This window comes from Pseudocolwellia sp. AS88 (assembly GCF_030551755.1).
In the GTDB taxonomy this organism is placed as follows: Bacteria; Pseudomonadota; Gammaproteobacteria; order Enterobacterales; family Alteromonadaceae; genus Pseudocolwellia.
Genome location: NZ_JAUPEC010000008.1, coordinates 98,378 through 114,356, shown reverse-complemented (window position 1 = coordinate 114,356; position 15,979 = coordinate 98,378). Strand labels below are relative to the sequence as shown.

Here is a 15,979-nt window from a genome sequence, read left to right as displayed (position 1 = left end):
ATTGAAGTGAGTCTATCAACTCAATACACAAGCTTAAAAGATAAAGTTATTTTAATTACTGGCGGTGCAAGTGGTATAGGCGCATCGATGGTTAAAGCTTTTGTTCAACAAAAAGCTAAAGTAGCATTTATTGATTTAAACCAAGATAAAGCCGATGCATTAATTTCTGAATTATCTTCAATATCAAATAATAACATTTGGTTTAAAGCTGTCGACGTTACACAATCTCAAATATTACAACAAGCCATTATTGAAGCAGCAGAATACTTTAATGGTTTCGACGTGTTAGTTAATAATGTGGGTAACGATAATCGTCAATACACAGAAAACATTTCAGCACATGACTGGCATAAATGTATGCAAGTTAATTTAGATCCTGCCTTCTTCTCTTCTCAAATAGCGTTTAAATTAATGAAAGGTAACGCATCTGGTAGCATTATAAACTTTAGCTCGATTAATGCCTTAATTGGTCAACAACACATGACTGGGTATGTTACTGCTAAAGCAGGCTTAATGGGTATGACTAAAGCTTTATCAAAAGAATTCGGCGAATCTAATATCCGAGTAAATGCTATTTTACCTGGCTGGGTTGCAACTGATCGTCAATTATCAAGCTGGTTAACAGAGCAAGAAGAAGAAAAGTGGATGGAATCCATGGCATTAAAAAAAAGAATTAGTCCAGAGGATGTATCGAATTTAGCATTGTTTTTAGCATCTGACGATAGTGCATTAATCACAGGACAAAGCATTATTATTGATGGCGGGAGAATTTAATTGCTAATTCATAAATATGTTGTTGCTGTTGATTGGGGGACCAGCCATTTACGTGCTTTCTTATGTAAAGTAAATGACGATAAAACCCTCACTCTAACTGACAATGCAAAGAGTCTTGGGGTGAACAAAGTAGTTAACAGCTTTGAAAAAACACTATTTGATTGTATTGCTCCTTGGGTTAATAAGTACGGTAAAATCCCAGTATTTATGATGGGACAAATAGGATCAAGTATTGGTTGGAAAGAAACAAGTTACCTGCCCTGTCCAACAAGTCTTGAAGATATAGCTTCAAAGTGTATTAATTTTTCATGTAATGACCATGATATTGTCATTGTTCCAGGAGTAAGTTGTCGTTTAAGTAACGATAACTATGATGTTATGCGCGGTGAAGAATTACAAGTGTTGGGTTGGTTACAGCAAAGCAGTCAGCATTCTATAGGAACCCATTTAATTTGTTTACCTGGTACGCATACTAAATGGGTTTTGGTAAAAGATGGCAAGATAGAATTATTTAAAACAGCTATGACAGGTGAGCTTTTCGATTTGTTAATAAATCACAGTATTTTAATTAAAAAAAACAATAATGCTACATTCGATTTATGCTCTTTTCAAAAAGGTGCCGACTTTACTTTAAAAAGCGAACTAGGGAGTTTTACGCACGGTTTATTTAGTGTTCGCAGTAAACAGCTTTTTGGTGAATTAACTAATTCTCAAGCATATTCATATCTATCAGGTTTACTTATTGGTAGCGATGTTAGAGCAGCAATGAATGCCGAAGAATGGCAATTATCTCAAATTGGCGACGTATCTGTCATAGGTGAAAATAAGTTAAGTCAGCAATTTTCTCAAGTGCTAAAAGCGCACGATATTAAGATGAAAATCTACGAAGTTAGTGAAATAACCTTGTTAGGTTTTAACGCTGTTTATCAGCAGTTTATCGCATTACCTTCTTCTAAATAATAAGCATTGATTTCAAATTTAATAAGGATTACCTTTGAAACAATTTATTGATAAACATCCTGTTGTTGCTATTTTACGCGGAGTATTACCAAGTAATGCCATCAATATTGCACAATGTTTATATGATCATGGTATCAGAGTTATTGAAGTCCCATTAAACTCACCGCAAGCAATAACCTCTATAGCGAATATTGTTGGTGCCCTACCAGAAGATTGCTTAATTGGCGCAGGTACAGTTATTACCTTAGAGCAAGTTAAGCAGGTTAACAATGCAGGAGGTAAGCTCATCATCTCTCCTCATTGTGATATAGATATTATTAACTATTGCCTGGCTAATAATTTAGACGTTATTCCAGGAATAGCAACTCCCACAGAAGCATTTTTAGCTTATCAGGCGGGTGCAAGATGGTTAAAACTATTCCCAGCAGAAACTTATGGCTGCGCTCATTTAAAAGCATTAAAATCTGTTTTGCCAAGGGATGCACACATCATACCTGTTGGCGGTATTTCTCAAAAGAATGCCTCACAATGGCTATCATTTAATGCAATTGCTGTTGGTATAGGAAACAGCTTATATCAAAGTAATGATTCTGTTGATACCGTTACAGCTAAAGTGATCCAATTAAATAAAGTGTTAAACATTAACCTTCTCGATGATAAATAAAAACACATGATGAAAACTGTAACTACTGAACTTCTAAAAGTCATACCTAGCCAATGTCAATTAGGCGAAGGTGTGTTGTGGCATATAGAACAACAGGCAATTTACTGGATTGATATTGAAGCAAAACATTTATATCGATACTTTGTTGCAAACGATATCATGGAAAAATTCACTTTACCGCAACGTATAGGTAGCTTTGCATTTACCCCTATCGACGATCAAATTGTTGCAGCTTTTGAACAAGGTGTTGCTCGTTACAATATAAAAACATCATCTTTAGAATGGCTAAGCCAACCTGAACTTAATATAACAGGTAACCGTTTTAATGATGGGAAGACTGATCAACAAGGTCGATTTTGGGCGGGCACTATGGTGGAAAAGCTAACTACACCAGAACAAAAAGCTTCACTATATTGCATTGATCATCAACTAAACTGCCATATAAAGGTAAACAAACTAAGCATTTCTAATGGCTTATGTTGGAATAAAGCAGGAGATATTCTTTTTCATACTGACTCTCCATCACACAGTATTTTCAAATACGACTTTTGTCAAACAACAGGTTCAATAAGCAATAAACAATTATTTGCCACCACTCACTACTCAGCATTTCCTGATGGCTCAACAGTAGATGCTGACGATCATTTATGGAATGCTCAATGGGGCAATAGTCAAGTGATCCGGTACGACACTAATGGCGATATTGCATTATCAATATTATTACCTGTATCCCAACCTTCCTGCGTAACCCTTGGCGGACCTAATTTAGACTGGTTAATTGTAACAACTGCAAAACAAGGACTGTCTAAAAGACAATTATTAACACAACCTTTAGCCGGTAATGTATTCATATTTCAATTAAATGGTGTGGTTGCTCTAGCTGAGCCTAAATGCACCATTTAGCCTCTCTAATTCTTTCATTACTTAACTTTAATTATTAAAAAACCATCATTAAAAACACAGTATTAATTACATTATTGAAGGAATTAAACTTATAAGTAGACAAGACTTTGGGTTAATGCTTTAATTATTTTATCTTATAAATAGTACTTAATAACCTTATGAATTCTATTGTTTTAGAAAATTCAACCGCCAGAGTAGAAGTTTCCCCATCGTTAGGCGGATCAATTTTAGCTTACGATGTTAATCTTAATGGTCAGTTTATACCTATTTTAAGAGAAGCGAGTAATGCAAAATCGGTTCATGAAAGCGCTAATTTTCCCTTAGTACCTTATTCTAACCGTATTAGACATGGCCAATTTAGCTGGCAAGAAAAAGAAATGACACTTCCACTCAATCATTTACCAGAAAAGCATAGTATTCATGGTCATGGCTGGCTATTACCTTGGGAAATAAAACATAAAACGGATACCAGCTTAACACTGCAATATCACTATAAAACCTCTGACTGGCCTTTTTCTTATAGAGCTGAACAAGTTTTTACACTTAAAGACAACTCATTAACTATCGAATTGTCTGTGATTAATTATTCAAATAACGAAATGCCTGCAGGTTTAGGCTTGCACCCCTACTTCAGTTTAACTGATAACACATCAATTACATGTTCAGTAGAAAAAATGTGGACTGTAGATGATGAATCCATGCCAATAGAGCTTGTTAATGTACCTACAGGTATGACTGATTCAAAAGGGTTATTAGTAACAGGAAGTAATTTAGACAATGTATTTACAGGTTTTGATGGGGCAGCAACAATTACTTGGCCTGAAAGAAAAATAATGGCTAAAATCACAACATCATCAAACTGCAAATTTGCCGTAATATATAGTCCTAAAGGCAAAGATTTCTTTTGTTTTGAACCTGTGACTCATTGCACAGATGCTATTAACTTAGCTCAGAAAGGTGTTAAAAACACTGGAGTTATATCATTAAACCCTCAAGAGAAAGTGACAGTGTCAATGTGTATTTCCCCTGAAGAATTAACAGCCTAATAGGTTTCTATTAAGTACAAATTAACTCAGTAAATTTAAACAACATAAAGAGAAGAGTTTTAACTGAATATCTACGATAAACAAGTTAAAACTCGCACTCAACTGTCTATTCTTAGTTAGCCTTTAATTCAAAAATCAGTGAAGATTGTGGGAATAGTACAGGTAATTGCATACCAAAGTTCATTAATGCTTCACCACTAAATTCTTGCCCTTGAATCTTACTTAAAATAGAAGGTGAATACTCTTTAAGCTGAGTTGGCCAAATAAGTGATAATTTATAAACCTTATCTAGTGCTAAGCCTGCAAACCTAAATTTAGGTGGTGTTGTTCTTTTAGTTTCAGTAACACTATTATAAGCAAACAATGCTTGTGTTTTATCATCATTAATCAAGCCAAAATCAATTGAATCGGTAGTGCTATTTAAGCGCACTAACTCGCCGCTATGTATTAACTTGCGGTGCTTTTTATGTAATGCAATGATGGTTGTTAGCTGTTCGCATTCCTTATCCGTTAGCTCTCTTGGGTCCATTTCAAGTCCCATATGCCCAAAAAATGCTACGGCTGCACGCATTTCCATACTAATGTGACGGCCAGTAATATGACAATCTCTAGGCCCTACATGTGCTCCCATAACTTCTGCAGGAAAGAAGAATGAACAACCTTGCTGAATTGATAACCTATCTAAAGCGTCATTTGAATCTGATGTCCAAACTCTGTCTGTATGTGCCAAAATACCATAATCAACGCGTGCTCCACCCGACGAACAACTTTCAATTTCTACATCAGTATGTTTTTCTTTTAAGCGATCTATTAATTGATATAAAGCATGCGTTTGCTGATGAATAGCTGGCTTACCAAGTGCATTACCGGCGTGATTAATGTCTCTATTCATATCCCATTTAATGTATTTAATTTTCGGGTATTCAGACAAAACATCATCAATCGCATTAAACAAATACTCAACAACTTCAGTGCGAGTTAAATCTAAAACCAATTGATTTCTAAAGATTAATTGTTCATTGCCAGCGGTAGCTAATATCCAATCAGGATGAGAACGATATAAGTCGCTGTCTGGGTTAACCATTTCAGGTTCAAACCATAAACCAAACTCCATACCCTTTTCGTTAACATGCTCAATTAAAGGCGTTAAGCCTTGTGGATAAATTTCTTTATCTACTACCCAATCACCTAAACCAGCGAAGTCTCCTCGACGACCTTTAAACCAACCATCATCTAAAACAAAACGTTCCGCACCTAAGCCAGCAACTTTATCTGCGAGCTGCTTTAAGGTTTCTACATCGTGATCAAAGTAGATACCTTCCCAAGTATTATAATGAACAGGACGAGGCTTTTGACTGTGTTTTGCCGATAATAATTCACGACGAACATACTGATGAAAGCAATGAGATAAGCCACTAAAACCTTGATCGGAAAAGGCTGCATAAAGCGTTGGGCTTTTATACGATTGTTGCGGCTGTAATACAACTTCACCAGGCAGTAATAATTCGCCTAACTGCACATAACTGCGCCCTTCTGCTAATAACTCTGCACGCATCTTATGGTTACCGCTCCACCCAAGGTGAAATCCATAACACTCGCCTGCTTGTTCATGTGTTTGGTTATTGTGCATGACCATGCCAGGGAAATTATCATGAGATGTTTTACCTTTACGGTTTTCTCTAACAAAACTCCCCAAAAATAAATCAAGTGAATTACGTTGAAACTCATTAGACCAACGACCTTCAAATGACATAATTTTATTCATTTGATCTGGTAACGTGAGTGTAGGTGCTGCACACCAGTTAACACTTAGCGGCTTGTCACTTAAATTAACGAGTGTTGTAGAGGCAGACAAAACATCCGTCTCATTATTTAATGATAAATTATGCACCACTTTTATTTGGCGAATATCATCAAGACTTTCAAATACAACTTCATGCTCATGTCGTTGAGTAATATTAACGATGTCGCCGCCAAGTGACCATGCAAAATCTTGATCGACTATTTCAATACCAGGGGCACCTGTAAACCCTTGTCCTAACAAAGGAGATAAAGAGATAGGGGCTTCAACAACAAGTGAACACTTAGCTTCTTGCCGAGTCGACAATAACGTTAACATCTCAGTAGAGGTTTGTGCTGAAAGTATCTTTCCCCAGTAAAGTATAGTGGGAGTTCTATTTTGACAATCAATAATCAAACTAACGTTTTTACTGTTCAATTGAATAACATCGTGCAATGGTTTCATTTAACTATTTCCTTCAAATAACTTTTTTCAATGAGGCTTATTCCACATTTACTAATTTATTTTATATCAATAAATATTAATAGTATATATCATACAAATAAAGTTAATATAGATCTAAAACAAATTAAAAGTATAGATTAATGATAAAAAGTAATATTTGAACAACATTCAAATATTCTCTTCTTATACAGACAACAATAAACAGAGAGTGAAAAAAATGTTAGGTGTTTGCTATTATCCTGAGCATTGGCCCGAATCAATGTGGGCACAAGATGCTAAAGAAATGCGAGAGCTTGGTTTACGTTACGTACGTATTGGTGAGTTTGCATGGTCAAGAATTGAATTTAGTGATGGCGTTTACAGCTTTGAATGGTTAGACCGTGCCATTGAAACATTAGCGGCAGCTGGCTTAGAAGTGATCATGTGTACGCCTACCGCCACACCTCCTAAATGGTTAATTGATAAGTACCCTGACATTTTACCTGTTGATATAAATACAGGTGTAACACGTGCATTTGGCTCACGCAGACACTATGATTTTTCTAGTAAGAATTTTTTTAGAGAAGCAATGCGTATCTCTGAAGTGTTAGCTAAAAGATACGGTGAACACCCAGCCATTTGTGGCTGGCAAACTGACAATGAAATTGCCTGTCATGATAGTACTCATAGTGGTTCTGTTGCGGCAAAAGAAGCATTTCGTGAGTGGTGTAAATCTCGTTACCAAACCATTGAAAAGTTAAATACCGATTGGGGTACTGTTTTTTGGTCAATGGAATATGAAAACTTTGAGCAAATAGACTTACCTATTTTAACGTTAACGGAAGCTCAACCAGCTCATCAATTAGCTTATCGTCGTTTTAGTTCAGATCAAGTGTTAGCTTTCCACAACAAAATGATCGAAATTATACGTCAACATGCGCCAAATAGATTTGTGACCCACAACTTTATTCCTATGATGGACACACAAGTTGATAACTATGCCCTAGCTGAAAATTTAGATTTTGTTAGTTATGATAATTACCCATTAGGCCGCTCAGATTTATTTTTTGCAAACAGACCAGCTGAAGAATTTAAACCTTATATGCGCACTGGTCACCCTGACTATGCAAGTTACGACTTTGATCAAAGCCGTGGGATCAGCAAAAAGAACTTTTGGATTATGGAGCAACAACCAGGTCCAGTAAATTGGGCTCACCATAACCCTCGCCCTGAAAAAGGCATGGTTCGTTTGTGGTCTTGGCAAGCATTTGCACATGGTGCAGATTGTGTTTGCTATTTCCGCTGGCGACAAGCGCCATTTGCACAAGAGCAAATGCATGCAGGTGTTAAACGAAATGACAACTCTAAAGGTGCTGCATGGGCTGAAATAGAGCAAATGCGCGATGAACTTAAAACCGTAGCCTTTTCTGCAGATGCACCAGTACAAGCAAAAGTAGCAATAATTTCAGGAACGACTAATCAGTGGGTTAGCGAAATTGAACGCCAAGCTGACAGCTATAGCCATCATGAAACAGAGTTTTCTTACTATTCAGCTATACGTCAATTAGGTTTAGTCGTAGATTTTATTTCAATGGATAGTGACTTTAGTCAATACGATTTAATTCTTGCGCCATGCTTGCCTATTGTTAACGACGCTTTTATAGAAAAATGTAAAAACGCAAAAGCTCACTTTGTATTTGGTCCTCGCTCAGGTGGCAAAACAGATGAACTGTCATTAGCGCCAAACTTACCACCAGGTAAACTACAAGCTTTAGTGCCTATTCAAATAATTTCTACTGAAACTATACGCCCTGATTGCAGTGAAACACTTATCTACAAAGGTAAAACGTTTGAAAGTCGTTGTTGGAGAGAAGAGATTCAGATCAATGAAAACGTCAACATTAGTGCTCTATATCATGATGAAAACCCAGCAATAGTTCGACATGGTAATACAAGTTATATCGCTACTCTTACATGTGATAACTTCTTAATTGAATTGTTTGATGATTTAGCCAATGAAATGGGTATTACAACCATAAGATTACCTAAAGACATGCGCATGGTTCATCGTGGAGATATGACTTATGTATTTAACTATGCAGGTCATGCTCAAACATTCCCAATAGAAAACGTAGGTTCTTTTTTATTAGGGCAAGCCAATATGGCACCTTATGATGTAGCCATCATTAAACTAAATAGTTAAATTTAAAACCAATAACTACAGTAAAATGATTACAAAAAACAAAGCCCTTTTTAGATAAATAAGGGCTTTTTACTATATAGTGATCAAACACTTATTTAAAATAAATCAAACCTAATAATACAACTACCTTACCTAAGCCTGTTTCTTGTATGTGTTACTTTCCATTAAAGGATTCTTACCAGGTTGATCATCTTTAAATAAAAATCAAAGTAGATAAAACACCTTTATTTAATCAATAAAAAAGGAGCTATATTAGCTCCTTTATATAAATACATGATGAATTAGTTAACGATTAACTCTTCATTTTTAAAAGAGAGTGTAGCTTTTCCGCCAAACACAAACTTATTGATTAATAGTGCAAATGAAACACATGAGATAAGTGTTACAAACATAAGATGAATGTAATGCAAACCAAATGGTGCATGAAACGGTGAGAATTCAAAAGAAAGTAATCCATATAAAACCACACCAAACAGCACTGCAGCTATTCCTGCATTTGCATGAACACCTTTGAACAATAAGCCTACAATAAAGATCGATAGTATTGGCATACTAAATAAACCCCATAGTTGCTGTATTAAGTTTATTATACTATCAGCCTGTTGATATACAGGAACCAAGGCCAATGTTAAAAAGGTTAATCCTACGGTTATCCAAGCACTTAGCTTAGGTACATTAATATCTTTGTTAATATAAGGTTCGTGAATATCACACACATATAATGCTGTCGCAGAATTTAGGTTACTGTTATAAGTTGAAAGTACCGCTGCGGCCATTGCTGCGGCAAAAATACCTGATAACCATGCAGGTAATAAATCACCAACAATTTGGCCATAGGCTGCGTCACCAATATCACCGTACAACTTAAATGAAATAATACCCGGTATTACAATTATTGCGGGTACAATAATAATACGAATACCCATCGCAGCAAACACACCTTTTTGTGCTTCTTTTAAGTTAGGGGCAGCCATTGCTCTTTGAGTAATAACTTGGTTAGTACCCCAATAAAACATTTGAATAAATAACATACCGGTTAATAGCGTATGCCAAGGAATAGGTGAATCGTCACCGCCAATTAATGTTAAACGCTCCGCAGGAATACCTGAAAAATCATAGTCAATCGCATTTAAGGCTAAGAATACAACGGTAATTGCCATCGCAAGTAATAATACCCCAGAATAAGTATCAGACACTGCTACAGCACGTAAACCACCAAATATAGAGTACATAGCACCAATTGCAGCAAATGCTACGGCTATATACATAAGTGGAATATCAACTTGAAACATTGTTTTCATAAACAACGCTCCAGAATAAATAACCGCAGGACAAAATATTAATGCGCTACTTAAGAAAAACAACGCACCAATAACAGCACGAATATGCTTATTGTTATATCGCTTTTCTAATAATTCAGTTGTAGTAGTACAGTTATATTTGTAATAAACAGGTAAAAACACTTTAGCTAAAATAAATAAACCAACCACAGCTGCAAATTCCCACCATGCGAGTAATGCCATTTGGTTTCCGTTAGAACCTACAAGCTGATCTGTACTTAAATTTGTTAAAGTAATTGAACCTGCGACAAAATACCAAGCTAGACCACCACCAGCTAAAAAGTACTCTTTATTTTGCGCTTCAGCCCCGCTCCCTACTTTTCGTCCATGACCACGACATTTCAAATAGGTTAATAAGCCTATTAAAGCTGTTACAAAAACAAATACGAATATTTGAATTAAATTATCTGACATTTATAATTTCCCCAATCAGCTTGTTATATTAAGTATGGTTAGCTTTAGTGACTTCTAACTTGATACTTTTTATTTTATGTAAATGACTAAAATTATTATTTTTAATAATCAATGTGTTTAATTGATAAATAGAAACTAACATTGCGTGAATAGCTGATAAATAACCCTTTTTATTTAGCTCAAACAACTGCTCCGCATTTAAACCTTGAAGTTTATCTTCATTTATAGTGCTTAAACCTTTAAGTGTCTGTGTTGTCCCATCTTCGTAGGCTATTTTTACGTCTATCAATTTAATTAAATTAAGTGACTCAATACACTGAATAAATTCATACGACTGCATATCGCTTTTTAATTCAGCCTCAAGTAGTTTTGTTTTTTGATGCAGATAAGGTGTAGCATTTTTGTCTTCGTCAAATAATGCATCCCCCTTTGTTTTAGAAAATATAGGGTTTGACTCATCAATACCTACCGTATAGCTTTTATCGTCATTAGGTGAACGCATTAAATAAAATGGATAGGTTTGCATCGCACTTGGTTTATAAACAGCGGTCCATTGGTCATTTTCAACATATACGTTTGTATTAGCTTCAAAACTTGTCAGAATAGACAGTCTCAAATGTCCATTTAGATTGTCGCGCATAAAAAACACAGGAAAACTACTTACAGCCTTTCCTATCTCATCAACACGCAAATTCATAATATGTAACTTATTCGCAAATTTAACAGCACTGTTTAAGTGAACTTTTAACTCGCTATGGTTATTACTTTTTACTTCAACTAGTTCTTTCATATTACTTTTCAGCTTATTTTGTGGCAGATAACCATTGATTAATAAAGTGACGATGAGGTTGTAACGTTTGTAACATTTGTTCTGTTAATTGCTCATTACGCTTGATTAGACGATCAGCTTGCAAATGCTCTTGATATAAATGTTGCTGAACCGTAAAGTCAGGTTTAAACCCCATACCATAAAGAACATACTGATAACTTGCTGCCGGAAACAATTCATTTGCTCCTTGAAAGTCACTAATAGTCGGGCCTTTATACTTCCAAATTGCCAAATCTTCTTTTAACGACTCCGGGATAGTTTTAGGATCACAGTGGGCTTGCCAATATGGTTCTTTTCGCTTGGTTAACATGTAGTGCAATTTCAAGAAATCGATAATACGCCCCCAACGATAGTCCATTTGGCTATTAAAACGTTTGGCTGTAATAAGCATGTTCTCTTTACTAGCAGGTAAATTTTCTGCTATGTACCGTGCAGAAATTTCAACTAACATTATCGCTGTTGCTTCTAAGGGCTCAACAAAGCCTGCAGACATACCAACCGCTACGCAATTTTTTTCCCAGAAACGTTCATGGTAACCTGGCTTATAACTAATTTTACGACAAGAAATACCTTCACCAGCCTTTCCTAAATATGTACGTAAATTATTTTCAGCTTCATCGTCTGTTATATATTTACTTGAATACACATGGCCTACGCCTCTTCGATGCGTTAAACCTATATCCCAAATCCAGCCAGTATTTTGGGCAGTAGCTATTGTATGTGTGGCAACAGGGTCATCATCATTTTCATAAGGAACTTGCATAGCTAAAGCACTATCATTAAACAATACATCATCTACTGGCTTAAATGGCACTCCTAAGGTTTTTCCGAGTAATAAGGAGGACGCACCGGTGCAATCTACAAATAAATCAGCATCAACTTCGTTATGTTCATTTAAAACAACTGACTTAATACTACCGTCGTTTGATAAGGTCACACTTTTCACAGTATCGACAATCTGAGTAACATTAAGCTTATTGATACAATGCTCTTTTAACATTTCGCCCAACATAGATGCGTCTAAATGATATGCATAATTGCATGTACCTTGATACTCACCTTCAGCGAATGTTCTTGGCGCTAATCCTTTCTCACATATATGATGTTGAAAGTTTGATTCAATAGCATAATTTTCAATGTTATTGACATAAGGGGCTAAGTCAATACGTCCGTAACCTAATGGAACCGTAAAGGGATGATAGTAAAAATCGCCGTTACCATGAACCCAATTAGTAAACTTTGCCCCTTGTTTAAAAGCCGCGTGACATTTTCTAAAAACGTCGCTTTCTTTTAAACCAATATCTTGAAGTGTATTTTTTAAAGTAGGCCAAGTACCTTCACCAACACCAATGGTTGGAATATTTGAAGATTCAATTAAAATAACGTTTACGGAGTTATTCGAGGCACTTTTATGATGAGATGCAATAATAGAAGCAGTTAACCAACCAGCCGTTCCTCCTCCAACTATTGCAATTGTTTTTACAGTATTTGTCATTTTTAACACCTTTAACTAAGTTTCAGTTATTATTTTTTAACGATAACTTTAGTCGTTTATTAAGAAAAACAATGAAAATAACACTGTTTATTTCTCTTAATAAAACACTCAGTTCAACTAATTGTTTTATTAAGAAAAAATGGCCTGATTAATTTTTCTTTCAGACCATAATTTTCTATATCAATTTAAATGATATAACTACTTAAAACTTAGCACGAACACCTATTGCATAACGAGATCCGTTATCTTCGATGTTATATGCTTGATTAGCAAAACGACCTGTTTGTACTAACTCTTCTTCAGTAATATTAATACCTTCAAAGAATACAGATACATTTTCTGAAACATCGATGCTAGCGCTAATATCTAATTGGCCAAATGTTTGAGTGTTAACTGGTTCACCATTAAAACCGTTATCAGCTAAGCGTAAGAAGCCTTCACGATTATTATAAGCTACTCGTGCTTGCCAAGTATCAGCTTCATAAAACACAATAAGGTTTTGAGAGTCGCCTAAACCTTCTAATCCAAATGATGTTCCATCTTCGTCACTATCAACCACAGTAGCGTTAGCTGTAAAACCAAAACCATTCTCAAAGATATGTGTTAAAGCAATTTCGTAACCAGTAACAGTTTTAACATCACCATTTTGTGGACGTGCAACAGTATATGTTTCAAATTGACCGTTTAGTTCAGCATCTACTTGAGCATTGGTGTCCGTACAAAGTGCACCGGCACAATTATATTCAGGGCCTACACGGTCGGTTAATTCATAAGATTCAGCTCCAGTACTAACACTGATAAAATTATCAACTTCTTTACTAAATACAGCGAATGAAAATAGACTTGCATCGTTATAATACCATTCGTAAGAAATGTCCCAGTTTTCAGAAGTAAATGGCTTAAGCGCTGGATTACCGCCTGATGCTGTTAATGTTTGACGACGAGGCTCACCAAATACCGTAGCAGGAGACATTTGAGACAAGGTAGGACGAGTTAGTGAATCATATGCTGCAAATCGTAACACCATGTCTTCTTGAATTTCTAATTTAACATTTACACTCGGAAGTAAATTAGAATAGCTGCTTGAGTTACTTATGTTTTGAACAGGACCAAATACATTTTCAAACAACGTAGGATCCGTTGTTACTACAACATCTGCAATATCACTTTGCACAGCCATCGCGTTAACACTTGTTGTTGAGTATCTAGCACCAACATTTACCGTTAACGGCATATCACCTAGCTCATACCCAAATGTAAAATCGGCATATAGGCTAGTAATATCTTCATTAATTGTATAACGATTATTTTGTAATACCGGTTCAATTGGTGCACCTTGGTCAGCTAAGAAATTATTCATAGCATCACCATCAAAAGTATAAAAAGTATCAATTAATCCAGGGAAGTAGTTCTCTGCAGTAAAAGATTCAAAACCTATTACATCGTTTGGAGCTTCTGTACCGTATCCACAGAAAGCACATTGACTCGCAAAAATTTGGAAACTTGATTTTTCACGCTCTTGACGATAAATACCAAATTTAGCATTTTCGAATACATCTCCGTCAGCTTCGTAAATAAAGTCGGCTTTAAATTCGTTAACTTCATCTTCATCTGTAAAAGTGTTACCTATTTCGTTGTAATGTAAACGAGATAGTGAAGCATCAGGTAATGAACCATTTTCAAAGCCATCATGTAAAACGGTTGGAATAGCACCTGTACCATCAAACTCATAGTTATTTAAAATACCAACTACGTTGAAACGATCTTGTCCCGCTCTATCATTTTCAGCACTTGATGTTGAAACATCGAATGTTGCACTTAATTGATCAGATACCTGCCACTCAACATTTATACCAAAACCATCAGTAGAAACATCACGTGAATTACGAGTATGTGATACAAAATCAGTTGCGCCGCCAATTTGGTCAAACGTCAATAATGTACGTGTTTCTGAATCAATCGTTGCGTTGTTAACACGACCAGGTTCAAACCATGATGCTAAATCAGTTGCAACAGAGTCAACTTCAAATTTTGAAACAAAACCATCAACAGTAATACTTATATCTTCAGAGGGTGCGTATTGAAGTACTAAACTTGCATTAGTACGTGTACGCTCTTGATTATCAACAATTTGATCCCAGTTACGAGGAATATATGCATTAGCAAATAACTCTTCTCCAGCAGTTGTCTGAATCGATCTACCCGGCATCCAACCTGCAGTTTCTATACGGTTAATTTGAACATCGCGCTCGGAATGACTTACCGCTAATAAAACACCAACTGTATCATCCGCAAACGTATTACTTACTAGTATTGAAGCTGCTGGTGAAGTTTCTTCAGAAAGACTTTCATACATGCCCTTTATTGAACCAACAACCTGAAAACCATTATAATCAAATGGTCTAGCCGTTGAAATATCGATAGTACCACCGATACCACCTTCTTGAAGATTAGCTACAGAAGTTTTAAAAACGTCTGCTCCTGTAATTTGGTCTGCAGCAATAATGTCGAAGTTAAACTCTCTACCTGCACTATCAGTTGCAATCTGACGACCATTAACTAGAACAGTGTTAAATTGTGGGCCAAAACCACGAACTGTTACCGCTTGGCCTTCACCACCACTACGGTCGATTGAAACACCTGTGATTCGTTGTAGTGATTCTGCTACGTTTAAATCCGGAAATTTACCTAAATCTTCAGCAGCAATACCATCTGAAACAGTATTGGAATGTTTTTTATCTACCATTGCTGCTTTCAAGCTTCCTAACATACCTGTTACAGTAATAACTTCAACTTCCTGTTCTTTAGCTGTGTCTTCTGCTATTGCACTAGTGCTTGATAAAGCTCCAGCTACTGCTAAAGCGATAAGTGATCTTTTTGTAAGAGTTAAACCTTGACTTGTTGACATAATCTTCCCCATTCATTGTTATAATATTTTGTCGATTGGCATCACTTAAGATCACCAACCCCATACAAGCTATTAAGCCTATTTATCTTATAATTACAGTTGAGGTGTAATAATGTCAACTATTACCACAATAGATAATCAATATATTTTAGGTGACGTAGCAAAAAACATCCAATAAAAACATATAAACCACTGTTTTAATTAAAATAAAAAACTTAA

Annotated in this window: 11 protein-coding genes; 6 read left to right on the top strand and 5 right to left on the bottom strand. The window is 35.8% G+C overall.

Features of this window, described 5'->3' with window-relative positions; genetic code table 11:
• Positions 1–6 precede the first annotated feature (6 nt).
• From Q5N69_RS07925 to Q5N69_RS07905, 5 genes are all read left to right on the top strand, one after another.
• Positions 7–774, top strand: coding sequence for an SDR family NAD(P)-dependent oxidoreductase (locus Q5N69_RS07925; protein ID WP_304368332.1), 768 nt, complete (start codon positions 7–9; stop codon positions 772–774).
• Positions 775–1,734 (top strand): 2-dehydro-3-deoxygalactonokinase, encoded by a 960-nt coding sequence (locus Q5N69_RS07920; protein ID WP_304368331.1) that lies wholly within the window; start codon positions 775–777, stop codon positions 1,732–1,734.
• A gap of 34 nt (positions 1,735–1,768) precedes the next feature.
• On the top strand, positions 1,769–2,398 hold the full coding sequence (locus Q5N69_RS07915) for a 2-dehydro-3-deoxy-6-phosphogalactonate aldolase (RefSeq protein WP_304368330.1): 630 nt from the start codon (positions 1,769–1,771) through the stop codon (positions 2,396–2,398).
• A 6-nt stretch (positions 2,399–2,404) separates the two neighbouring features.
• Positions 2,405–3,301 (top strand): SMP-30/gluconolactonase/LRE family protein, encoded by an 897-nt coding sequence (locus tag Q5N69_RS07910; RefSeq protein ID WP_304368329.1) that lies wholly within the window; start codon positions 2,405–2,407, stop codon positions 3,299–3,301.
• A gap of 158 nt (positions 3,302–3,459) precedes the next feature.
• Positions 3,460–4,347 carry an aldose 1-epimerase gene (locus Q5N69_RS07905; RefSeq protein WP_304368328.1) on the top strand — a complete coding sequence of 296 codons (888 nt, stop codon included), beginning with the start codon at positions 3,460–3,462 and terminating at the stop codon, positions 4,345–4,347.
• A gap of 112 nt (positions 4,348–4,459) precedes the next feature.
• On the opposite strand, the gene Q5N69_RS07900 is transcribed toward Q5N69_RS07905, so the two are convergent.
• A complete protein-coding gene (locus Q5N69_RS07900) occupies positions 4,460–6,592 on the bottom strand; it encodes an alpha-galactosidase (RefSeq protein WP_304368327.1) in 2,133 nt (710 codons plus the stop codon).
• A 157-nt stretch (positions 6,593–6,749) separates the two neighbouring features.
• Between Q5N69_RS07900 and Q5N69_RS07895 the strand changes: the two genes are divergently transcribed.
• Complete coding sequence (locus Q5N69_RS07895) at positions 6,750–8,774, top strand: beta-galactosidase (RefSeq protein WP_304368326.1); 2,025 nt, start codon at positions 6,750–6,752, stop codon at positions 8,772–8,774.
• Positions 8,775–9,055: 281 nt separating this feature from the next.
• Here Q5N69_RS07895 and Q5N69_RS07890 read toward each other — a convergent pair whose 3' ends face one another.
• The 4 genes from Q5N69_RS07890 to Q5N69_RS07875 all read right to left on the bottom strand — a co-directional run bounded on the left by Q5N69_RS07890 (position 9,056) and on the right by Q5N69_RS07875 (position 15,760).
• Entirely contained in the window at positions 9,056–10,528 is a 1,473-nt protein-coding gene (locus Q5N69_RS07890; RefSeq protein WP_304368325.1) for an SLC5 family protein, read from the bottom strand.
• A gap of 28 nt (positions 10,529–10,556) precedes the next feature.
• Positions 10,557–11,318 (bottom strand): SapC family protein, encoded by a 762-nt coding sequence (locus Q5N69_RS07885; RefSeq protein WP_304368324.1) that lies wholly within the window; start codon positions 11,316–11,318, stop codon positions 10,557–10,559.
• Between the two features lie 13 nt (positions 11,319–11,331).
• On the bottom strand, positions 11,332–12,852 hold the full coding sequence (locus tag Q5N69_RS07880; RefSeq protein WP_304368323.1) for a tryptophan halogenase family protein: 1,521 nt from the start codon (positions 12,850–12,852) through the stop codon (positions 11,332–11,334).
• Positions 12,853–13,054: 202 nt separating this feature from the next.
• Entirely contained in the window at positions 13,055–15,760 is a 2,706-nt protein-coding gene (locus Q5N69_RS07875; protein ID WP_304368322.1) for a TonB-dependent receptor, read from the bottom strand.
• Positions 15,761–15,979: the final 219 nt, after the last annotated feature.